Genomic DNA, 21766 nt, shown 5'->3' on the forward strand with positions numbered 1-21766 from the left:
GCAACCAGATGACCACCGCCATCGCCCCCTCCGCCCGCGTTCTCTGCACCGTGGAAGCGGCGGCCGAGCTGCTCTCGCTCGGCCGATCCACCGTCTACGAGCTCATGGCCGCCGGCGAGTTGCCGTTCGTCAAGGTCGGCCGGGCCCGTCGGATCCGTCGGACCGACGTCGACGCGTTCGCCGCCCAGCTCCCGCCGCAGCCCGTCTGATCTCTCAGCGCCACTTACTGGCGGCCCCGGGAACCCCCGGGGCCGCCTTTCACATGGAGGAGCACAGCAGCTCGTGAGCACCCGCAAGCCGAACATGGAGTCGTCCATCTACCTGGGCAGTGACGGGTGGTGGCACGGTCGCGTCACGATGGGGGTCAAGCCCGACGGAGGGCCCGACCGCCGACACCGTCGGGCCAAGACCGAGACCGCAGTCACCAAAAAAGTCCGCGAGCTGGAGAAGCTGCGCGACGAAGGCCGGGCGACGAAGGCCGGACGGAAGCCGACCGTTGCGGAATGGATGGATACCTACCTGACCACGATCGCGAGCCTGAAGCTCAAGCCGCGGTCCCTGGACGACTACTGGTCGAAGACCCGCAACGACATCATCCCCGGCGTCGGGAAGCACCGCCTCGACAAGCTCGCGCCGGAGCACCTGGAGGTGATGTACGCGGCCATGATGGAGGAGGGACACGCGCCGTCGCACGTGGTCAAGGTGCACCGGATCCTCTCCCGCGCTCTGAAGATCGCCCACCGTCGCAGGCTCATCACCGAGAACGTCGCCACGCTCGTTGACCCGCCGTCCGTCGACGAGACCGAAGCGAACCCGTTCTCGCGGGACGAGTCCAAGGCGTTCCTCGCGGCCGCCGCGAAGCGCCCGACCTTCATGCGGTGGGCCATCGGCGTGGGCATGGGCTTCCGGCAGGGCGAGGCCCTGGGCCTGCGTTGGCAGTACGTGGACCTGGAGCAGGGGCTGTTCCACCCCGCCTGGCAGCTCCAGCGCCTCACCTGGAGGCACGGCTGCAAGAACGCGCACGCCTGCGGCGCCCGGCTCCACCGCTTTGAGCCCTGCCCTGCCGACTGCTCCACCCACAAGGGTTACAAGCGCGGCTGCCCCAAGCCGTGCCCGAAGACATGCCGTCGGCACGCCAGCACCTGCCCCGAGCGGAAGGGTGGCGGGCTGGCCTTCACCCGGCCGAAGACGAAGAAGAGCCAGCAGCCCGTGCCGATCCCCCCGCCCTTCCTGCCCTACCTCATGGAGCACAAGGCGAAGCAGGACGAGCAGCGACAGGCTGCCGGGGAGCTGTGGGAGGAGTGCGGCGCTGTATTCACCCGGGCCGACGGCCGGCCACTCGACCCGCGGGCCGACTGGGAGGAGTTCAAGCAGCTGCTCGAAGAGGCGGGCATCAGCGACCGCCGCCAGCACGACGGGAGCCGTCACACGGCCGGCACGATCCTCAACGAGTTGGGAATCGACATGCCCACCATCATGGAGATCCTCCGGCACACACAGATCAGCCAGACGAGGCGGTACGTGAAGGGACGCTCCGAGCTCTCGCGGGAGGCGATGCGCCGGATGGGCGAGGCGTTCATGCCTGGCCCCGATCCGGTGTCTGAGACCAGAACTGAGACCGAGAACACCCGAGCGGCCCGTGCACGGCGGCGGCGCAAGATCCGGTAAATAGCAAAAGCCCCAGGTCACGGCGAGTGAGTCCTGGGGCTTCCACAGAGCCGCCTTCGGGATTCGAACCCGAGACCTACGCATTACGAGTGCGTTGCTCTGGCCAACTGAGCTAAGGCGGCACCGCTGGGTAGACAAGTGTTCCCTTGGAGAGGAGCTCTCATCAGCAGCGGCGCCAAGTCTACAGGCTCGAACGGGGTGCCCTGAACCGCATTGCGTGGGGGTCGGACATGTCTCGCATATGGGGTGTATCAGGGCGTCAGCTGCACTTCTTGCCGTCCTGTGGCGGGGTGCCCTGCAGGAGGTAGGTGTTGATCGCCGTGTCGATGCAGGAGCTGCCGCGGCCGTACGCCGTGTGGCCGTCGCCGTCGTACGTGAGGAGGACTCCCGAGTCGAGCTGCTGCGCCAGTGCCTGGGCCCACTTGTACGGGGTCGCCGGGTCGCGGACCGTGCCGACCACCACGATCGGCGGGGCCCCCTTCGCGGTCAGGGCGCGGGCCTCGCCAGTGGCCTTGACCGGCCAGTACGCGCAGTTCAGCGAGGCCCAGGCGAGGCCCGCGCCGAACACCGGGGAGGCCTTCTCGAAGGAGGGCAGGGCCGCGTCGACCGCCTCCGGGCCGGCGAAGGCGGGCGGCTGGTCAAGGCAGTTCACCGCGGCGTTCGCGAACATCAGGTTCGCGTACTTCCCGTCCGGCTCGCGCTCGTAGTAGCTGTCGGCGAGGCCGAGCAGGCCGGACCCGTCGCCGTTCATCGCCGCCGTCAGCGCCTCCCGCAGCTGCGGCCACGCGCTCTCGTCGTACAGCGCCGCGATCACCCCGGTCGTCGCCAGGGACTCGCCCAGGGGGCGGGCCGGATCGCCGCTGGGCACGGGCTGGGCGTCGGCCTTGCGGAAGAACTCCTGGAGACGATCGGCCACCGCCTCCGGGCTGCCCTTGCCGAGCGGGCAGTCGGACTGCTTCACGCAGTCCTTGGCGAAGGAGCGCAGGGCCGTCTCGAAGCCCCCGGTCTGGTCCCGGTTCATTTCGAGCGCCGGACGGGAGGGGTCCATCGCGCCGTCCAGCACGAGGCGGCCGACCCGGCCGGGGAAGAGCTCCGCGTACGTCGCGCCGAGGAGGGTGCCGTACGAGGCGCCGACGTACGTCAGCTTGTCGTCGCCCAGCACCGCGCGCAGCATGTCCATGTCGCGGGCCGCCTCGACGGTGGAGACGTGCGGCAGGACCCGCTGCGAGCGGGCCTTGCAGCCGTCGGCGAACTCCTTGAACGCCGTCACCAGCTCGGCCCGCTCCGCCGCGTTGTCCGGCGTCTGGTCCACCTGCGTGAACTTGTCCATCTCCGGCCCCGTCAGGCACTCCACCGGACTGCTGCGGTCCACTCCGCGCGGGTCGAAGGAGACCATGTCGTACTGGGCGCGCACGGGTGCCGGGTAGCCGATGCCCGCGTACGCCTGGAGGTACCCGATGCCGGAACCGCCCGGTCCGCCCGGGTTGACCACCAGCGAGCCCAGCCGCTTGCCGGGGCCGGTGGCCTGGCGGCGGGCCACGGCGATGTCCACGTCCTGCCCCGACTCGGGGTGCGCGTAGTCCAGCGGGGCCTTCATCGTGGCGCACTGGAACCCGGGGACACCGCACTCGCGCCACTTCAGCTTCTGCTCGTAGTACGGGCGCAGCGCCGCCGGGACCTCGGTGGGAGCCGCCGACAGCGCGGGACCCCCGGACGAGGAGGCGGCCGCCCGCGTACCCCCCGACCCGGCCGAGGTGCACCCGGAGAGCAGAAGCCCGGCGGCTGCGATCACGGTTCCGGTGGTACGCAGCAGGCGACTGGTGTCCATTCTCGGAGCCTACGGCCTGCCGGGCGGCCCGGCCGGGCGGGCGTACGCCACCGGCCGACCGCCTCACCGGTGAGGCACCGCAGGCCCGCCCGGAGCCCGCGCTCCGCGGCCCGACCTCGCCGGATCGCTCATACGGGTGAAGCGGTCAACCCGGGCCGGGATCCGGCCCGCCCGGCCCCCGTGCCTCACTCGGCCCGCGCGCCTCGCTCGCCTCGCTCAGCCCGCGCGCAGGGACATCGTCATCGCCTCGACCGCGAGGAGCGGGGCCACGTTGCGGTCCAGCGCATCGCGGCAGGCGATGATCGCCTCGATCCGGCGCAGGGTGCGCTCCGGTCCGGACGCGCGGGCGATCCGGTCGAGGTCGGCCCGTATCTCCTCGTTCGCGATCGCCAGCGAAGAGCCGAGCTGGAGCGCCAGCACATCCCGGTAGAAGCCGGTGAGGTCGGTCAGCGCCAGGTCGAGGGTGTCGCGCTGGGTACGGGTACGGCGGCGCTTCTGCCGGTCTTCGAGCTCCTTCATCACGCCCGCCGTGCCGCGCGGCATCCGCCCGCCGGTGCCGGCTCCGGCGCCGAGCGCGGCCCGCAGGTCTTCGGTCTCCTTCGTGTCGACCTCCTCCGCGACCTGCTTGGCGTCCTCGGCTGCGGCGTCGACCAGCTCCTGGGCGGCCTTGAGGCAGCCGCCCACGTCGTCGATGCGCAGCGGGAGCTTCAGCACGGCGGCCCGGCGGGCCCGGGCGGTCTCGTCGGTGGCGAGCCGGCGGGCCCGGTCGATGTGCCCCTGCGTCGCGCGCGCGACGGCCGCGGCGACGGCGGGCTCGATGCCGTCGCGCCGGACCAGCACATCGGCGACGGCGGCGACCGGCGGGGTGCGCAGGGTCAGGTGCCGGCAGCGGGAGCGGATGGTGGGCAGCACATCCTCCAGCGAGGGCGCGCACAGCAGCCACACGGTCCGCGGAGCGGGCTCCTCCACGGCCTTGAGGAGCACGTTGCCCGCGCCCTCCGTCAGCCGGTCGGCGTCCTCCAGGACGATGACCTGCCAGCGGCCCACGGCCGGGGAGAGCTGCGCCCGGCGGACCAGGTCGCGCGTCTCCTTCACGCCGATGGACAGCAGATCGGTACGGACGATCTCCACATCGGCGTGCGTGCCGACCAGGGTGGTGTGGCAGCCGTCGCAGAATCCGCAGCCCGGCTCGCCCCCGAGGGCGCGGTCCGGGCTGGTGCACTGGAGCGCGGCCGCGAAGGCACGGGCGGCGGTGGCCCGCCCGGAGCCGGGAGGGCCGGTGAACAGCCAGGCGTGGGTCATCTTGGACGCGGCGGGCGGAGCCGCCCCGGTCTCGACGGCGGTGACCAGGGCGTCGGCGTCACGAGCGGCGGCGGCCAGCTGCGCCTGCACCCGCTCCTGTCCCACCAGGTCGTCCCATACGGGCATCCCGCCCACCGCCTTTCACCGGCCGTCGTTCCCTTGGCCGTCCGTGCCGTCCGTGCCGCTCGTCCTGCTCCTGCCCGCCCCCAGTGTGGCGTGCGCCACTGACAATCCCCGTCAGCGGCCGCGCGGACCGCCCTCTTCGTCCTCGTCGTCCCGGCGCGGGCCGAGCAGCTCGTCCGCCAGGGTCGGCAGGTCGTCCAGCGGGGTCTCCTCGGCCCAGGCGGGCCGAGGCCGGTTCGGCCGGGTGGACCCGTCCTGCCGGTCCTCCTGTCCCTGCCCGCCCGGACGGCCGTCGGCGCCGAAGACCGGCAGCTCGCGGGTCGCGTCCTCGCCGGCGTCCCGGAATATGCCCGGCGGCACCCGGTCGGCCGGGCTCTCTTCCGGACGCCGGGCCGTCGGCCGTGTGGCGGACCGGGCCGGGCCGGACGGGGCCTGACCGGCCGGAGGGCGCGTACGGGACGGCCGTACGGGCGGCAGGACGGCCGTCTCGTCGGTCGGACCGGATGCCGGTACGGGCGGCAGGACCGCCGTCTCGTCCGCCGGGCCGGCCGGCGCGACGGCGGGCAGGACCGAGGTCTCCGCCGCCGGGTCGATCTTCGGCACCGGGACCGTCTGCGTCACGTCGTCCGGCTGGACGACCCGCTTGACCAGCGGGGTCTCCACCGTCACGGCGTCGTCCGGCAACGGCTCCTTGGTCATCGGCACCTTGGGGGCGGGAGCCGCGGGAGCTGCGGGAGCCGGCGCAGGCGCCGGGGCGGGCGCCGCAGCCGGAGCCGCCGCCGAAGCCGCCGAAGCCTGCGCCGCCGCCGCTGCCGCCGAGGCCTCCGCCAGCCGACGCGCCTCCTCGGCCCTCAGCAGGGCCTCCTCGGCACGCCGCTGCTTCTCCAGCCGCCGCTCCTCGGCCTCGGCGCGCAGCCGGGCCTCCTCCTCGGCCTGCTTGCGCAGCCGCTCCTGCTCCGCCGCGCGTGCCTTCTCCTCGGCCTCCGCGCGCAGCCGCTCGGCCTCGGCCCGGGCGCGGGCCTCCTCCTCGGCGCGCAGCCGCTCCTCCTCCGCCTTGCGGGCGGCCTCGGCCTCGGCCTTGATCCGGGCGGCTTCCGCCTCGGCCTTCAGCCGGGCTTCCTCCTCCGCGCGCAGCCGCTCCTCCTCCGCCTTGCGCGCCGCCTCTTCCTCGGCCCTGCGCCGGGCGTCCTCCTCGGCCTTGCGCCGGGCCTCGGCCTGGGCGGCCACCTCGGCCTCCGAGAGCGGAAGCATCCGGTCCAGGCGGTGGCGTACGACCGTGGTCACGGACTGCGGGTCCTGCCCGGCGTCGACCACCAGGTAGCGCCCGGGGTCGGCCGCGGCCAGCGTCAGGAACCCGGCCCGCACCCGCTGGTGGAACTCGGCCGGCTCCGACTCCAGCCGGTCCGGCGCCTCGGTGAACCGCTCGCGGGCCGCCTCCGGCGACACGTCGAGCAGCACGGTCAGGTTCGGGACGAGCCCGTCGGTGGCCCAGCGCGAGATCCGGGCGATCTCGGTCGGGGACAGATCGCGGCCGGCGCCCTGATAGGCCACCGAGGAGTCGATGTAGCGGTCGGAGATGACCACCGCGCCCCGCTCCAGGGCGGGCCGGACGACGGTGTCCACGTGCTCCGCGCGGTCGGCGGCGTACAGCAGGGCCTCGGCGCGGTTCGACAGCCCGGCCGAGGAGACGTCGAGCAGGATCGAGCGGAGCCGCTTGCCGACCGGGGTGGCCCCCGGCTCGCGGGTCACGACGACCTCGTGGCCCTTGCCCCGTATCCAGTCGGCCAGGGCCTCCACCTGGGTGGACTTGCCGGCTCCGTCCCCGCCCTCCAGGGCGATGAAGAACCCGGCGTCGGACGCCGCCTGCACCGGCTCGCCGCCACGCAGCGCCTCGCGCAGATCGCGGCGCAGCGGTACGCCGCTGCGGTCGTCGGCCTTGGCGAGGACCACGACGGCGACGGGCAGCAGCAGGGCGCCGACCAGCATCAGGGTGAACGCGGCCCCGCCGTGCGCGAAGACCACGTCCCCGGCGGCCAGCCGGTGCGGGCCGATGGCCGCGGCCAGGGCCGGGGCGAGGACGGCTCCGACGCCCACGGCCACCCGTACGACGGCCTGCAGGTGCTCGGTGACCCGGGCCCGGCGGAACTCCTCGGTCTCCTGGTCGAGCAGGGTGTGCCCGGTGTTGGCGGCCACGCCCGCGGCGGTGCCGGCGAGCAGCGACAGGAACAGCACGGTCGCCGTGTCCGGGACCAGCCCGGTCAGCAGCAGCGCGAGCCCGGCCACCGCGATGGCCAGCGCGAGCAGCCGGCGCCGGGACAGCGCGGGCAGCACCTTGCCGGCCTGGGTGGCGCGGATGCCGAGGGCGGTGCCGCCGAGCAGGGCCAGGAGGAGCAGAGAGAAGGTGGCGGGGCCGCCGCCCAGGTCGAAGGCGTGCAGGACGGCGACGGCGGCCGCACTGGCCACGGCTCCGGCGACGGCGGCGCAGGCCAGGACGAGCAGCGGAATGGCCCCCGTACGGCCCTTCTCCGGGCGGTCCCCCGCCTTGGGGGCCCGCAGGCCCTCCAGCGGCGAACGCGGGCGCGGGGTCTTCGCCCCGGGCAGCACCAGCGGGAGCAGCAGCGAGACGGACGCCGCGAAGAGGCCGGAGGCCACGTAGGAGCCGAGGGCGGCCTGGTTCTCGGCGAACCAGTCCACGCCGAGGCCGAGGGCCTCGCCGACCAGGGTCGCGGCGAGCAGCACGGCGGCGGCGACGGGCAGCGCGGCGAAGGACGTGCGCAGGGTCAGCCGGCGCAGCGCGTCGAGGTGGTCCGGCAGCGGCCGTACGGTCGCCCCCTCGGGCGGCGGCGTGGGCAGCAGGGCGGGAGCCGCGCTGTCCTTGGCCAGGGTCCAGAGGCGCTCGGCGACGCCGGAGACGAAGACGGTGGCCAGCAGCGCGGTCAGCGCGTGCGCCGGGATCCAGTCGAGCCAGAGCGGGGCGACGACGAACAGGCCGAGCCGGAGCCCGTCGGCTCCGATCATCGTCCAGCGGCGGTCCAGCTTGCCGCCGGCCTCCTTCGGAGCGAGGAGCTTGGCCAGCGGACCGAGCAGGACGGCGCCGAAGATCAGGGTGGCGAAGATCCGGACGCCGAAGACGGCGGCGACGGTGAGGGCCCAGCCCTGGTAGCCGCCGCCGAAGGTCTCTTCGGAGACGGCCGTCTGGAAGGCCAGCAGCACCAGCACCAGCAGGGCGAGGGCATCGCCGATGCCGCTCACCAGCTGGGCGCTCCACAGCCGGCGCAGCCTGGGGGTGCGCAGCAGGGCGCGCACCGCACGCTCGCGGGAATCCGCGGCGAGGGCTTCGTCGTAGGTGGGGTTCGCGGGGGCGGTCACGACCGTTGGCTGCTCGGCTCGCGTCATCCGCCCAGCCTATCCGCTGCGCTCGGCCGCTGAGGAGCCTGTGGATAACCGCCCGGTGTGACCCCGGCCCCACTCCGGCCCGCTCCGGCTCGCTCCGGCTCCGCCCCGGCCGGACGGCGCCGGGCCCGTGCGATCCGCACGGGCCCGGACACCTCGTCTGCCAGTCGCTCTGCCGGCCGCCTGCTAGTCGTCCGACGACGGGGCCGACGCGGCCGCCTTCTTCGCGACCGCCTTCTTCGCCGTCGTCGTCTTCTTCGCGGCGGTCTTCTTCGCCGTCGTCGTCTTCTTCGCCGCGGCGGTCTTCGTCGCCGTGGCCTTCTTCGCGGGCGCCTTCTTGGCCGGGGCCTTCTTCGCCGTCTTCTTGGCCGGGCCCTTCGCGCGCTTCTCCGCCAGCAGCTCGTAGCCGCGCTCCGGCGTGATCGTCTCGACGTCGTCGTCCCGCCGCAGCGTCGCGTTCGTCTCGCCGTCCGTCACGTACGGACCGAAGCGGCCGTCCTTGACCACCACCGGCTTCTCGCTGACCGGGTCCGTGCCCAGCTCCTTCAGCGGCGGCTTCGCCGCGGCGCGCCCCCGCTGCTTCGGCTGGGCGTAGATCGCGAGCGCCTCGTCCAGGGTGATCGAGAACAGCTGGTCCTCGGTCTCCAGCGACCGCGAGTCCGTGCCCTTCTTCAGGTACGGGCCGTAGCGGCCGTTCTGGGCCGTGATCTCCACGCCCTCCGCGTCCGCGCCGACCACGCGCGGCAGCGACATCAGCTTCAGCGCCTCGTCGAGCGTGACCGTGTCCAGGCTCATCGACTTGAACAGCGAGGCCGTCCGCGGCTTCACCGCGTTCTTGCCCGTCTTCGGCGTGCCCTCGGGCAGGATCTCCGTCACGTACGGCCCGTAACGACCGTCCTTCGCGACGATTTCGTTCCCGCTCACCGGGTCCTTGCCCAGCTCGAACTCGCCGCTCGGCTTCGCGAACAGCTCCTCCGCGTACTCGACCGTCAGCTCGTCCGGCGCCAGGTCGTCCGGCACGTCGGCCCGCTGGTGGCCCTCCGCGTCCTTCTCCCCGCGCTCGACGTACGGCCCGTAGCGGCCGACGCGCAGCACGATGCTCTCGCCGACCGGGAAGGAGGAGATCTCCCGGGCGTCGATCGCGCCGAGGTCCGTGACCAGCTCCTTCAGACCGCCGAGGTGGTCGCCGTCGGCCGGCACGACCTCGGTCGCGTCCTCCGAGCCGAAGTAGAACCGCTTCAGCCACGGCACGGACTGGGCCTCGCCCCGCGCGATGCGGTCGAGGTCGTCCTCCATCTTCGCGGTGAAGTCGTAGTCGACGAGCCGCCCGAAGTGCGTCTCCAGCAGGTTCACCACGGCGAACGACAGGAAGGACGGCACGAGCGCCGTGCCCTTCTTGAAGACGTATCCGCGGTCGAGGATCGTGCCGATGATCGACGCGTACGTCGACGGACGGCCGATCTCGCGCTCTTCGAGCTCCTTGACCAGCGAGGCCTCGGTGTAGCGGGCCGGCGGCTTGGTCGAGTGCCCGTCCGCCGTGATCTCCTCGGCCGACAGCGCGTCGCCCTCCGCGACCTGCGGCAGCCGCTTCTCGCGGTCGTCGAGCTCGGCGTTCGGGTCGTCCGCGCCCTCGACGTACGCCTTCATGAAGCCGTGGAAGGTGATCGTCTTGCCGGAGGCGGTGAACTCGGCGTCCCGGCCGTCCGACGCGCGGCCGCCGATCTTGACGGTGACGCTGTTGCCGACCGCGTCCTTCATCTGGGAGGCGACGGTCCGCTTCCAGATGAGCTCGTACAGGCGGAACTGGTCGCCGGTCAGACCCGTCTCGGCCGGGGTGCGGAAACGATCACCCGAAGGGCGAATCGCCTCGTGCGCCTCCTGCGCGTTCTTGACCTTGCCCGCGTAGACGCGCGGCTTCTCCGGCAGGTAGTCGGCCCCGTAGAGCTGCGTGACCTGCGCCCGCGCCGCCGACACCGCGGTGTCGGAGAGCGTGGTGGAGTCCGTACGCATGTAGGTGATGAAGCCGTTCTCGTACAGCTTCTGCGCCACCTGCATCGTCGCCTTCGCGCCGAAGCCCAGCTTGCGCGAGGCCTCCTGCTGGAGCGTCGTCGTGCGGAACGGGGCGTACGGGGAGCGGCGGTACGGCTTGGACTCGACCGAGCGGACGGCGAACGAGGTGTCCGCCAGCGCGGCGGCCAGCGCCCGTGCGTTCGCCTCGTCGAGGTGCAGCACCTCGCTCTTGAGCTGCCCGTTCGAGCCGAAGTCGCGGCCCTGCGCGACGCGCTTGCCGTCCACCGTGTTCAGGCGGGCGACGAGCGTCGAGGGGTCGGAGGCGTCACCGGCGCGGCCGGTGGAGAAGGTTCCGGTCAGGTCCCAGTACTCGGCGGAGCGGAAGGCGATGCGCTCGCGCTCCCGCTCGACGACGAGGCGGGTGGCCACAGACTGGACGCGGCCGGCCGACAGCCGCGGCATGACCTTCTTCCACAGGACCGGCGAGACCTCGTAGCCGTAGAGGCGGTCGAGGATGCGGCGGGTCTCCTGGGCGTCGACCATGCGCTGGTTCAGCTCGCGCGGGTTGGCGACGGCGTCGCGGATCGCGTCCTTGGTGATCTCGTGGAAGACCATCCGGTGGACGGGGACCTTGGGCTTGAGGACTTCCTGCAGGTGCCACGCGATGGCTTCGCCCTCGCGGTCCTCATCGGTGGCGAGGAAGAGTTCGTCGGACTCGGCCAGCAGCTCCTTGAGCTTCCTGACCTGGGCCTTCTTATCGGCGTTGACGACGTAGATCGGCGCGAAGTCGTGCTCGACGTCGACGCCGAGACGGCGGACCTCGCCGGTGTACTTGTCGGGAACCTCGGCCGCGCCGTTCGGGAGGTCGCGGATGTGCCCGACGCTCGCCTCGACGACGTATCCCGGGCCGAGGTAGCCCTTGATCGTCTTCGCCTTGGCAGGGGACTCGACGATGACGAGTCGGCGGCCGCCCTTTGCGGTCTCGCTAGTCGGGGACAACTTGGCTCTTCTCTCCGGTCGGCACTCGGTCGCGGTACGGCGACGCTGCGGAGTGTGACGGTACAACCCGCCCCCGTGTCAAACGGCAGAAGCCCGCAACGGCCACTCGAACGGTAACCCGACAAGTGCCATTTCTGCCGCCCGGATACCGCGCCGGACCCGTAGCGATCACCGGGCCGAGTGGCCAGGGGGCCGTCTGGCCCCGCCCCCGCACCCCCTCTGACGTCCCGTTTACGACGCCCGTCCAGGCGGGTCGGCGCGCCGCTGACCGGTCGGTGAGCGGGCCGCCGATCAGGCTCTGATCAGCTTCTGGTCAGAGCCTGACCAGTCCGGCGACGAAGCCCGCGGTCACCGTCGTACGAAGCACCAGATTCCGAGCGCAAGGGAGGTCCCGGACGCGAGGAGCGCCAGCGGAACGGCCACGGCGGGGCGCACACCATCGGCCACCGGCGCCCGGCGCGCCGCGCACGCCCCCGTCCAGCCCAGGAGCGCCGTTCCGAACAGCAGGAACACGCTCCCCGCGAAGATCGCCGGACCGCTCTCCATGCCGTTCCCCCCTTACTCCCGCTTGCTCCCGGGCCGCTCTCCGGGTCCCGTACGGATCCCTCCAGAGCCCCGTGGCCGACCCGCGGCCTTGCCCCTGCGCGGGAGCCTGCCACGCGCTGCGTAACGGCTTGCGAACCCCGGGTTACATGACGGTTTCGGCCACGGCCGGACGCCTCGGACGAGGCCGCCGGCCGGGCCGCCGCGTCGCCGGCGGAGCGGCCTGACGAGGGTCCGGCCGGGGGACCGTCCGGGAGCCGCCCAGGGTCCGACCGGGGGTCCGACCAGGGGTCCGACCAGGGGTCCGACCAGGGCCGGTCAGCCTTCGGCCGGCTCCAGGAATCCCTGCTCGACCAGCACCCGGATCGCCCCCGGAGTCCGGTCCCGCAGCACGACGGGATCCTCCTGCACCAGGTGCGCGATCGCGTCCAGGATCCGGCCCGCCGTGAGTGAGCCGTCGCACACTCCGGCGAAGCCCGCCCCGACCGTGTCGACCTTGGTCGCCCGCCGCATCCCGCGGTTCTGCCGCAGCACCACGTGCTCCGGGTCCTCCGCGCCGGGCGCGCCGACCTGTTCCTGGACGACCTCGGCCGCCAGCACGAAGCGGGCCTCCAGCAGGGCCGCGTCGTCGTGGTCCCGCAGGTAGTCCTGCCGGGCGAAGTGGGCCACGACGGCGTCGCCGAGCGGCTGCTCCACCGAGTGCGGCCACTCCTCGACCACGATGGAGGGCTCCGCCGCGTCGCTGCGGCGCAGCGTGATCCACCCGAAGCCGACGGCCCTGGTCTTGCGGGCCTCGAACTCGTCCAGCCAGTCCTCGTACCGCCGCGCGTACTCGGCGGGGTCGGTGCGGTGGTCGCCCGCGTCGCGCAGCCACAACTCCGCGTACTGCGTGACGTCCTGCACGTCACGCTGCACGATCCACGCGTCGCAGCCGCGCGGCACCCAGGCGCGGACCCGGTCGTGCCAGTCCTCGCCCTCCACGTGCTGCCAGTTGCCGAGGAACTGCGCGTACCCGCCCGGGTTGAGGTGCGCGCCGGCCTCCTGGACGAGGGTCCGGCACAGGTCGTCGCCGCCCATCCCGCCGTCGCGGTACGTCAGCCGGGCACCGGGAGAGATCACGAACGGCGGATTCGACACGATCAGGTCGTACGTGGCCTCGCCGACCGGCTCGAACAGCGACCCCTGGAGCAGTTCGGCCTCCTGGGCGCCGGACAGCGCCAGGGTCAGCCGGGTGAAGTCCAGGGCCCGGGGGTTGACGTCGGTGGCGGTGACGCGGGTGGCGTGCTGGGCGGCGTGCAGGGCCTGGATGCCGGATCCGGTGCCGAGGTCGAGGGCGCTGCCGACCGGGGTGCGGACGGTGATCCCGGCCAGGGTGGTGGAGGCCCCGCCGACGCCGAGGACGACCCCCTCCTCGCGGCTGCCGATCCCGCCGGCCCCGCCGACGGCGCAGCCGAGGTCGGAGACGATGAACCAGTCCTCGCCGTCGGGTCCGCCGTACGGGCGCACGTCGACGGTGGCGTGCAGTTCGTCTCCCTCCCGGCGCAGCCACCCGTCGGCCAGCGCCGCTTCGACGGGCAGCGCCCGGGCGGCGTTCTCGTACGGCTCCGGCTGCTGGAGCAGGAACAGCCGGACCAGGCTCGCGAGCGGGCCGTCGCCGGGGCCGCGCGTGGCGCGCAGGGCGGGGACCGTCTCGCTGCGGGCCAGCGCGGCGTAGGCGGGGGCGCCGAGCAGGTCGAGCAGGCCGTCGGCGGTGAAGCCGGCGGCGAGCAGGGCCGTGCGGAGTTCGGCGGCGCGGTCGGGCGAGGGAAGGCTGGTGGTACTCACCGGTCCATTGTGTCGGCTGCCGCCGCCGATGCGTATGCCGCGCGGCCGCTGATGCCGACGATGCATGCATACGCCGGGGCGGCCGGGGTTCCTCGGAACCCCGGCCGCCCCGGTCCGCGTAGCGCCGCCGCGTACCGCCGCCGCGTCCACCGGCGACGGCGACGGCGCCTGCGGGCTACCTCACTTCGCCGACGGCGACGGCGCCGCGACCTGGCAGCCCTTCTGGCCGTTCATCGCCTTGTCCAGGCCGCCGGCCTTGAGCGTGCTGAGCGCGTTCTTCCCGCCCTGAGTGGCCGCTTCGAGTCCGCCGGCCACCTCCTTGAGGCCCTCCGCGAACTTCGTCTGGTCCTTCGGGTCCAGGCCTTCCATCTTCGTCTTCAGGTCGGCATAGCCCTTGGAAGATTCCTCGAAGCCCTTGATCGCCGTGCCCTGCGTCGTCTGGCCGTCCTTGACCGGCGGAACTCCCGCCCCCTGCAGGGCGGTCCCCATCGCCTTGTACGACGCGGACATGGTGCCGAACGCCGCGGAGTCGGTCGTCTGCACCTCTTCGGGCTTGCTGCTCTCGGTCGCCACCCGCTTGATGTCCGCGTTGGCGGTCTCGATCTTCTTCAGCTCCGGCTGCCACTTGTCGCAGACCTTCTTGGCCCAGGCGTTGGCCTTGTCGTCCGTCTCATCGCCGCCGCAGCCGGACAGCACGAGCATCAGTACCGCACCGCCGGACACTGCGGCCGCAAACTTCTTGTTCACCGGATTGGTCCCTTCGAAGGCTCTCGGCCCGGAAGATACACGCCCACCATCGGGGCACGCAGAAAGGCGGACAGACGGCGCGTCAGTCCGCGCCGCCTGTCCGCCGTTCGGGCGTATCTTCGAGTCCTCGGGCCGGCCGGCCCGCAAGTCCCCGCGAAGGTCACCCCTCCGGTCAGGAAACCACCGCGGGATCGGCCTGCTGGGCCACCCGCTCGGCGGGCGCGCCCTCGCCCTCGGTGTCGTCCCCGACCGTGATGCCGCGGCGCTTGGAGATGTACACCGCGCCGACGATGACCGCGATGGCCAGGGCCGCGACGATCGCGCGTACGGTCGCGCTCGTGTCGGGGCCGTAGCTGAACTGCACGACCGCCGGGGCGATCAGCAGCGCCACCAGGTTCATGACCTTGAGCAGCGGGTTGATCGCGGGACCGGCGGTGTCCTTGAACGGGTCGCCGACCGTGTCGCCGATGACGACGGCCGCGTGCGCCTCGCTGCCCTTGCCGCCGTGGTGGCCGTCCTCGACAAGCTTCTTCGCGTTGTCCCACGCGCCACCGGAGTTGGCGAGGAAGACCGCCATCAGGGTGCCGGTGCCGATGGCGCCCGCGAGGAACGAGCCGAGCGCGCCGACGCCGAGCGAGAACCCGACGGCGATCGGGGTGAGGACGGCGAGCAGGCCGGGCGTGGCGAGCTCGCGCAGCGCGTCCTTGGTGCAGATGTCCACGACGCGCCCGTACTCGGGCTTCTCGGTGTAGTCCATGATCCCGGGGTGCTCGCGGAACTGGCGGCGCACCTCGTAGACGACGGCGCCCGCGGAGCGGGAGACGGCGTTGATGGCGAGGCCGGAGAACAGGAACACGACCGCCGCGCCCAGGATCAGCCCGACGAGGTTGTTGGGCTGTGCGATGTCCAGGCTGAGGTTCATCTCCCCGGCCTTGGCACCGACCTGCTTGACCGCGGTGGCGATCGCGTCGTTGTACGAGCCGAAGAGCGCCGCCGCGGCGAGCACGGCCGTGGCGATGGCGATGCCCTTGGTGATGGCCTTGGTGGTGTTGCCGACGGCGTCGAGGTCGGTCAGGACCTGCGCACCGGCGCCCTCGACGTCGCCGGACATCTCGGCGATGCCCTGGGCGTTGTCGGAGACGGGCCCGAAGGTGTCCATGGCGACGATGACGCCGACGGTGGTGAGCAGGCCGGTGCCGGCCAGGGCCACGGCGAAGAGCGCGAGCAGGATCGAGGTCCCGCCGAGCAGGAACGCCCCGTACACGCCGAGGCCGATGAGCAGCGCCGTGTAGACGGCGGACTCCAGGCCGACGGAGATGCCGGCGAGGACGACGGTGGCCGCGCCGGTCAGGGAGGACTTGCCGATGTCCCGGACGGGACGCCGGTTGGTCTCGGTGAAGTAGCCGGTGAGCTGCTGGATCAGGGCCGCGAGCAGGATGCCGATCGCCACGGCGACGAGGGCCAGGATGCGCGGGTCGCCGGAGTGGTTGGTGATCGCGGGGTTCTCGACGCCGAGCAGGTCCTTGTAGCTGGACGGCAGGTAGACGAAGACGGCGATCGCGACCAGGACCAGCGAGATCACGGCGGAGATGAAGAAGCCGCGGTTGATGGCGGTCATTCCGCTCCGGTCGGAGCGGCGCGGGGAGACCGCGAAGATGCCGATCATGGCGGTGATGACGCCGATCGCGGGAACGATCAGCGGGAAGGCCAGGCCGAGGTCACCGAAGGCGGCCTTGCCGAGGATCAGCGCGGCCACGAGGGTGACGGCGTACGACTCGAAGAGGTCCGCCGCCATACCGGCGCAGTCGCCGACGTTGTCGCCCACATTGTCGGCGATGGTCGCGGCATTGCGCGGGTCGTCCTCCGGAATGCCCTGCTCGACCTTGCCGACCAGGTCGGCGCCGACGTCGGCGGCCTTGGTGAAAATGCCGCCTCCGACACGCATGAACATCGCGATCAGCGCGGCGCCGAGGCCGAAGCCCTCCAGGACCTTGGGGGCGTCGGCGGCGTAGACCAGGACGACGCAGGAGGCGCCGAACAGGCCGAGGCCGACGGTGAACATGCCGACGACGCCGCCGGTGCGGAAGGCGATCCGCATGGCCTTGTGCGCGACGTCGGTGAGGTCCTTGGCGGGCTCGCCCTCGGCGGGGGTGGCCTCGCGCGCGGCGGCGGCGACGCGCACGTTGGCGCGGACCGCGAGGCGCATGCCGATGTAGCCGGTGGCCGCCGAGAAGATGGCGCCCACGAGGAAGAAGGCGGAACGCCCCGCCCGCTGGGTCCAGTCGTCGGCGGGGAGCAGGAAGAGCAGGAAGAACACGACGACGGCGAAGATCCCGAGGGTGCGCAGCTGCCGGCCGAGGTAGGCGTTGGCGCCTTCCTGGACCGCGGCGGCGATTTTCTTCATGCTGTCGGTTCCCTCGTCCGCCGCGAGAACCTGGCGGACCAGGATCTGCGCGACGACGAGTGCGGCAAGTGCCACGGCCGCGATCACCATGACGATGAGCCGATTGTCATCGGTGAGTACGGCGGCTGCCAGATCGGAGTTTCCGATCGGCGCGTTGGGGGTGAAGAGCCCCGTCATTCGTCCTCCTTGACGTGATGAGCTCAAGATGTGGACGGATTGTAGGGAGCTCTTCCCGATCAAAACAGTGCGCAGGAAACGGAATTGGCCTGCTCTTGCTCCTCAGCAATAGATCGCGTCACTCCATTACCCCCCGAAAGAAGTAATGGGGCAAAGGCATTGACGCCTGATCATTGATCTAGGAAATGCCGTCGGGGTATGAAAAAAGGCCCTGCTCAGCAGGGCCTTGATGAAGATCGGAAGAATCTCCGAACGGGCGGGGCTACGGGAGATCGGTCGCGCCGGACACGGGCCAGCTCATCCGGATGGTCCCGCCCCCCTCCCCGCTCGTCACCTCGACGTCGTCGACGAGCCCGCTGATCACGGCGAGGCCCATCTCGTCCTCGGTGTCGGTGTCCGGGTCCAGGGCGGCGTCGAGGCCGGGCACGGCGCCCTCCGGGCCACCGGCCGGTCCGGGCACCTCGTCGCCGACCTCGATGGAGAACAGCTTCTCCTCCTCGGTCAGGACCACCCGAACGGGCGCGGTCAGCCCGTTGCTGAGGTGCAGACCGACGGCGCGCGAGCAGGCCTCGCCCACGGCGAGGCGGACCTCGTCGAGCACGGCTTCGTCCACGCCGGCCCGCCGCGCCACGGCGGCCGCGACGAGGCGGGCCGTCCTGACGTGTTCGGGCTGGGCGCTGAAGCGCAGTTCAACGGTGGCCATGCGCGTCCCCCTCGGACTACGGGCGTGCCTTACAGGGGCCCGGACCGCTGTCGGCCCGCGCCCCCGCTCCTCTTCGGCTCCCCCCGCGGTGCCTGGCGGCGCCGCGGAGGGTGAGACCGTCAGTCGGTGGCTGCGACGGCGTCTTCCACCGTCGTGTGGATCGGGAAGACCTTCGTCAGGCCGGTGATGCGGAAAATCTTCAGGATGCGCTCCTGGTTGCACACCAGACGCAGCGAGCCCTCGTGTGCACGGACGCGCTTGAGACCTCCCACGAGCACACCAAGCCCGGTGGAGTCGAGGAAGTCCACTCGCTCCATGTCGACAACCAGGTGGTAGCTGCCGTCGTTCACCAACTCGACCAACTGCTCGCGCAGCTTGGGCGCGGTATACACATCAATCTCGCCACCGACCTCCACGACCGTGCGGTCGCCGACAGTGCGAGTCGACAGGGACAGGTCCACGGATCCTCCAGCACCTTGCTATCGAGCGGCGCCCCCCAGGGGCCTCCCCACCCGTAGGCAGGGGAGGGATTGGCTGCCGCGATGGCATTCAATCACTTACCGGCAGGCGCGCACGACGCCTTCCGACCATTGTCCCGCACGCCGGTGACACACTCGGTTCCAATGGCCAATACTCACCGTCCCGGTCGGCCCACGGCACCCGAGGACCCACGACCCACCCCCGGCACGGTTCTGGACCGGCTCTCACGGGGGCCTTCTCGAGCTGCGCGCATCACCCATACGGAGCACTTGCCCCCTCGGGAGGGTCGTCATGCAGTCTGGCCCGACCGCATCCGAACGGATGTCGTAGCCGCGATCCGGGCAGCGGGCATCGAACATCCGTGGGAACACCAGGCCGCGGCCGCCGAGCACGCCCTGGACGGCGAGTCGGTGGTCGTCGCCACCGGCACCGCCTCGGGCAAGTCGCTGGCCTACCTCGCGCCCGTGCTCTCCGCCCTCGCGGACGGTGCACAGGCCCCCAACGGCAGGGGTGCGACCGCCCTCTACCTGGCCCCGACCAAGGCCCTGGCGGCCGACCAGCGGCGCGCCGTACGTGAGCTGGCCGGGCCCCTCGGCAACGCGATCCGGCCGGCGGTCTACGACGGCGACACGCCGGTAGAAGAACGCGAATGGGTGCGCCAGTACGCGAACTACGTGCTCACCAACCCCGACATGCTGCACCGGGGTATCCTGCCCGCCCATCCCCGCTGGTCCTCCTTCCTGCGCGCCCTGCGCTACGTGGTCATCGACGAGTGCCACACCTACCGGGGCGTATTCGGCTCCCACGTGGCCCAGGTACTGCGCCGCCTGCGGCGGCTGTGCGCCCGCTACGGCGCCGATCCGGTCTTCCTGCTGGCCTCGGCCACCGCGAGCGACCCGGCGGCCGCCGCGTCCCGGCTGACGGGCGTGCCGGTCCTGGAGGTCGCCGACGACGCCTCCCCCCGCGGCGAGGTCGTCTTCGCCCTGTGGGAGCCGCCGCTGACCGAGCTGCGGGGCGAGAAGGGCGCCCCGGTGCGCCGCACCGCCACGGCCGAGACCGCCGACCTGCTGACCGACCTGGTCGTCCAGGGGGTCCGTACGGTCGCCTTCGTCCGCTCCCGGCGCGGCGCGGAGCTGATCTCGGTGATCGCCCAGGAGCGGCTGGCCGAGGTGGACCGGTCCCTGCCCCGGCGGGTCGCGGCCTACCGGGGCGGCTACCTGCCCGAGGAGCGCCGGGCCCTGGAGCGGGCCCTGCACTCCGGCGAGCTGCTGGGCCTGGCCGCCACCACCGCCCTGGAGCTGGGCGTGGACGTCTCGGGGCTGGACGCCGTCCTGATCACCGGGTACCCGGGCACCAGGGCCTCCCTGTGGCAGCAGGCGGGCCGGGCCGGGCGCTCGGGGCAGGGCGCCCTGGCGGTGCTGATCGCCCGGGACGACCCGCTCGACACCTACCTGGTCCACCATCCGGAGGCCCTGTTCCGCCAACCGGTGGAGGCCACGGTCCTGGATCCGGACAACCCGTACGTCCTGGCCCCGCACCTGTGCGCGGCCGCAGCCGAGCTCCCGCTGACGGAGCCGGACCTCGCCCTGTTCGGCCCGGCGGCCGCTGAACTGATCCCGCAGCTGGAGGCCACCAAGCTGCTGCGCCGCCGGGCGACGGCCTGGCACTGGACCCGCCGGGAGCGGGCCTCGGACCTGACCGACATCCGCGGCGGGGGCGGCCGCCCGGTGCAGATCGTCGAGGCGGCCACCGGGCGCCTGCTGGGCACCGTCGACGAGTCGGCGGCCCACACCGCCGTCCACGAAGGGGCCGTCCACCTCCACCAGGGCCGCACCTATCTGGTGAAGCAGCTGGACCTGGAGGATTCGGTGGCGCTGGTCGAGGAGTCCAATCCGCCGTTCTCGACCACCGCACGCGACACCACCTCCATCTCCGTCCTGGAGACCGAGACCGAGATCCCGTGGGGCCCGGCCCGGCTCTGCTTCGGCTCGGTGGAGGTGACCAACCAGGTCGTCTCGTACCTGCGCCGCAAACTGATCACCGGCGAGGTGCTCGGCGAGGCCAAGCTGGACCTGCCGCCGCGCACCCTGCGCACCAGGGCCGTGTGGTGGACCGTGACCGAGGACCAGCTCGACGAGGCCCGGATCAACCCGGAGATCCTCGGCGGCGCCCTGCACGCCGCCGAGCACGCCTCCATCGGCCTGCTCCCGCTGTTCGCCACCTGCGACCGCTGGGACATCGGCGGGGTCTCCGTCCCGCTGCATCCCGACACCCTCCTCCCGACCGTGTTCGTCTACGACGGCCACCCCGGCGGCGCCGGGTTCGCGGAGCGGGCCTTCCACACGGCCCGCGCCTGGCTGACGGCGACCCGCGACGCGATCGCCGCCTGCGAATGCGAGGCCGGCTGCCCGTCCTGCATCCAGTCCCCCAAGTGCGGCAACGGCAACGACCCCCTCCACAAGCGCGGCGCGATCCGCCTCCTCACCCGCCTCCTGTCCGAGGCCCCGCCCGCCTGAGGGCCCTCGTACGAGAACCCCCGTTCGGTCAGGGGCCAGTCGGGTCGGCACGGGCGGGCCCGCTCGGGCGCCGATCGTCGGGGCGAAGGGGCCCGTCGTGGGACGGGCCGACACCTCGGCGACCTCGCCGTGGACGGTGCAGGCGGTCACCGCCGCGCTCTGGGCCCCCGCGACGCGGCGGGCCGCGGCGCAGGCGGCCACGGGGCCGTGGGTCCAGGTCGCAGCCGCCGCCAGGGCCGCCAGGTCGGCCGCCGCCGCCGCGCGGTGCCGGGCCACGACGGCCTGGCCGAGCAGCAGCACCCCGCCGAACACCGCCCCCAGCACCGTCGCCACCAGTGCGGCCCACACCGTCGCCGACCCCCGATCCCGGGCCCGGTCCAGATCCCGATCCCGGGCCCGGTCCCGGCCCAGATCCCGGCCCCGGCCCCGGCCCCGGCCCCGGCCCCGGTCCCGGCCCCGGTCCCGGCTCATGGCGGCGGCCCCACGCTGTCCTCGGCCAGGGCCACCGCCTGTGCCCCGAGCCGTACCGGCAGCCCGCCCGGGCCCGGCGCCGGGGCCGACACCCCGACCCTCCACAGGCCCCCATCAGACTCCAGCACCACCTCCGCCCCCGCCGGGGCGGCCGCCCGGGCCGCCGCCTGCGCCACGCCCGCCGGCTCCGAGCGGGCCGCCGCCCGGGCGCCGGCCCGGGCCGCGTCCACACACCGGATCTGCGCGGCCGCCGCCATCAGCGCCCACACCAGCAGCGCCGCGAAGAGCACCAGCGCGGGAATCACCAGGGCGGCCTCCGCCGTCACATATCCCCGGTCGCCCGGTCCCCCGCGCTTTTCCTCAGAACGGCACATCGAGTGCCTTCCCGATGGTCGACTGAAGCGCCGTGGAGACCACTTCACTCGTCACCACCTTGTACAGAACGGCCGCGAATGCACACGCCGCGATCGTGCCCATGGCGTATTCCGAAGTGGACATGCCCGCGTCGTTCGCACGACCGCTCATCGCCGACCGCAGACGAAACCTGATGATCCTCATGACAACCTCCTGTTGATTCG

At 72.6% G+C, this 21766-nt stretch carries 15 protein-coding genes, 1 tRNA gene and 1 pseudogene; 3 read left to right on the plus strand and 14 right to left on the minus strand.

Annotated elements, in window-relative coordinates; translation table 11 throughout:
- Positions 1 to 8 precede the first annotated feature (8 nt).
- Together IF02_RS0100130 and IF02_RS0100135 are read left to right on the plus strand one after the other, a co-directional pair.
- The gene (locus tag IF02_RS0100130; RefSeq protein ID WP_030152660.1) at positions 9 to 209 is read left to right on the plus strand and encodes a helix-turn-helix domain-containing protein; all 201 of its coding nucleotides are present in this window, start codon (positions 9 to 11) and stop codon (positions 207 to 209) included.
- Between the two features lie 73 nt (positions 210 to 282).
- Positions 283 to 1668, plus strand: a complete 1386-nt coding sequence (locus tag IF02_RS0100135) for a tyrosine-type recombinase/integrase (protein WP_030152661.1) — start codon at positions 283 to 285, stop codon at positions 1666 to 1668.
- Positions 1669 to 1716: 48 nt separating this feature from the next.
- Here IF02_RS0100135 and IF02_RS0100140 read toward each other — a convergent pair.
- The 11 genes from IF02_RS0100140 to bldG form a co-directional block, all read right to left on the minus strand.
- A tRNA-Thr gene (locus tag IF02_RS0100140) sits at positions 1717 to 1790 on the minus strand.
- A gap of 137 nt (positions 1791 to 1927) precedes the next feature.
- A complete protein-coding gene (locus tag IF02_RS0100145; protein WP_030152662.1) occupies positions 1928 to 3496 on the minus strand; it encodes an alpha/beta hydrolase in 1569 nt (522 codons plus the stop codon).
- Between the two features lie 216 nt (positions 3497 to 3712).
- A complete protein-coding gene (locus tag IF02_RS0100150; protein WP_030152663.1) occupies positions 3713 to 4924 on the minus strand; it encodes a DNA polymerase III subunit delta' in 1212 nt (403 codons plus the stop codon).
- Positions 4925 to 5035: 111 nt separating this feature from the next.
- Positions 5036 to 8317 carry a dTMP kinase gene (gene tmk / locus IF02_RS0100155; protein ID WP_030152665.1) on the minus strand — a complete coding sequence of 1094 codons (3282 nt, stop codon included), beginning with the start codon at positions 8315 to 8317 and terminating at the stop codon, positions 5036 to 5038.
- A 183-nt stretch (positions 8318 to 8500) separates the two neighbouring features.
- Entirely contained in the window at positions 8501 to 11323 is a 2823-nt protein-coding gene (gene topA / locus IF02_RS0100160) for a type I DNA topoisomerase (RefSeq protein WP_030152667.1), read from the minus strand.
- Between the two features lie 348 nt (positions 11324 to 11671).
- The gene (locus tag IF02_RS0100165; protein WP_030152669.1) at positions 11672 to 11869 is read right to left on the minus strand and encodes a hypothetical protein; all 198 of its coding nucleotides are present in this window, start codon (positions 11867 to 11869) and stop codon (positions 11672 to 11674) included.
- Between the two features lie 315 nt (positions 11870 to 12184).
- Positions 12185 to 13690, minus strand: a complete 1506-nt coding sequence (locus tag IF02_RS0100170; protein ID WP_030152671.1) for a DUF7059 domain-containing protein — start codon at positions 13688 to 13690, stop codon at positions 12185 to 12187.
- Between the two features lie 180 nt (positions 13691 to 13870).
- A complete protein-coding gene (locus IF02_RS0100175; RefSeq protein WP_030152673.1) occupies positions 13871 to 14437 on the minus strand; it encodes a hypothetical protein in 567 nt (188 codons plus the stop codon).
- Positions 14438 to 14609: 172 nt separating this feature from the next.
- The gene (locus IF02_RS0100180) at positions 14610 to 17018 is read right to left on the minus strand and encodes a sodium-translocating pyrophosphatase (protein ID WP_030152675.1); all 2409 of its coding nucleotides are present in this window, start codon (positions 17016 to 17018) and stop codon (positions 14610 to 14612) included.
- Positions 17019 to 17280: 262 nt separating this feature from the next.
- On the minus strand, positions 17281 to 17721 hold the full coding sequence (locus IF02_RS0100185; RefSeq protein ID WP_030152677.1) for an ATP-binding protein: 441 nt from the start codon (positions 17719 to 17721) through the stop codon (positions 17281 to 17283).
- A gap of 119 nt (positions 17722 to 17840) precedes the next feature.
- Complete coding sequence (gene bldG, locus IF02_RS0100190; protein WP_030152678.1) at positions 17841 to 18182, minus strand: anti-sigma factor antagonist BldG; 342 nt, start codon at positions 18180 to 18182, stop codon at positions 17841 to 17843.
- Positions 18183 to 18263: 81 nt separating this feature from the next.
- On the opposite strand from bldG, the gene IF02_RS0100195 reads away from it, so the two are divergent.
- Positions 18264 to 20717, plus strand: coding sequence for a DEAD/DEAH box helicase (locus tag IF02_RS0100195; RefSeq protein ID WP_030152680.1), 2454 nt, complete (start codon positions 18264 to 18266; stop codon positions 20715 to 20717).
- A 114-nt stretch (positions 20718 to 20831) separates the two neighbouring features.
- Here IF02_RS0100195 and IF02_RS35855 read toward each other — a convergent pair.
- The 3 genes and pseudogenes from IF02_RS35855 to IF02_RS0100205 all read right to left on the minus strand — a co-directional run.
- A pseudogene (locus IF02_RS35855) lies at positions 20832 to 21188 on the minus strand (Rv3654c family TadE-like protein); the annotation flags it as partial.
- Entirely contained in the window at positions 21185 to 21562 is a 378-nt protein-coding gene (locus IF02_RS0100200) for a TadE family type IV pilus minor pilin (RefSeq protein WP_078621762.1), read from the minus strand. The pseudogene IF02_RS35855 and the gene IF02_RS0100200, both read right to left, overlap by 4 nt.
- Positions 21549 to 21746: a DUF4244 domain-containing protein gene (locus tag IF02_RS0100205; RefSeq protein WP_051695346.1), complete on the minus strand. Its 198-nt coding sequence runs from the start codon at positions 21744 to 21746 to the stop codon at positions 21549 to 21551. Before IF02_RS0100205 ends, IF02_RS0100200 begins: the two co-directional genes overlap by 14 nt.
- Between the last annotated feature and the right edge of the window lie 20 nt (positions 21747 to 21766).

This window comes from Streptomyces sp. NRRL S-244 (genome assembly GCF_000717915.1).
In the GTDB taxonomy this organism is placed as follows: domain Bacteria; phylum Actinomycetota; class Actinomycetes; order Streptomycetales; family Streptomycetaceae; genus Streptomyces.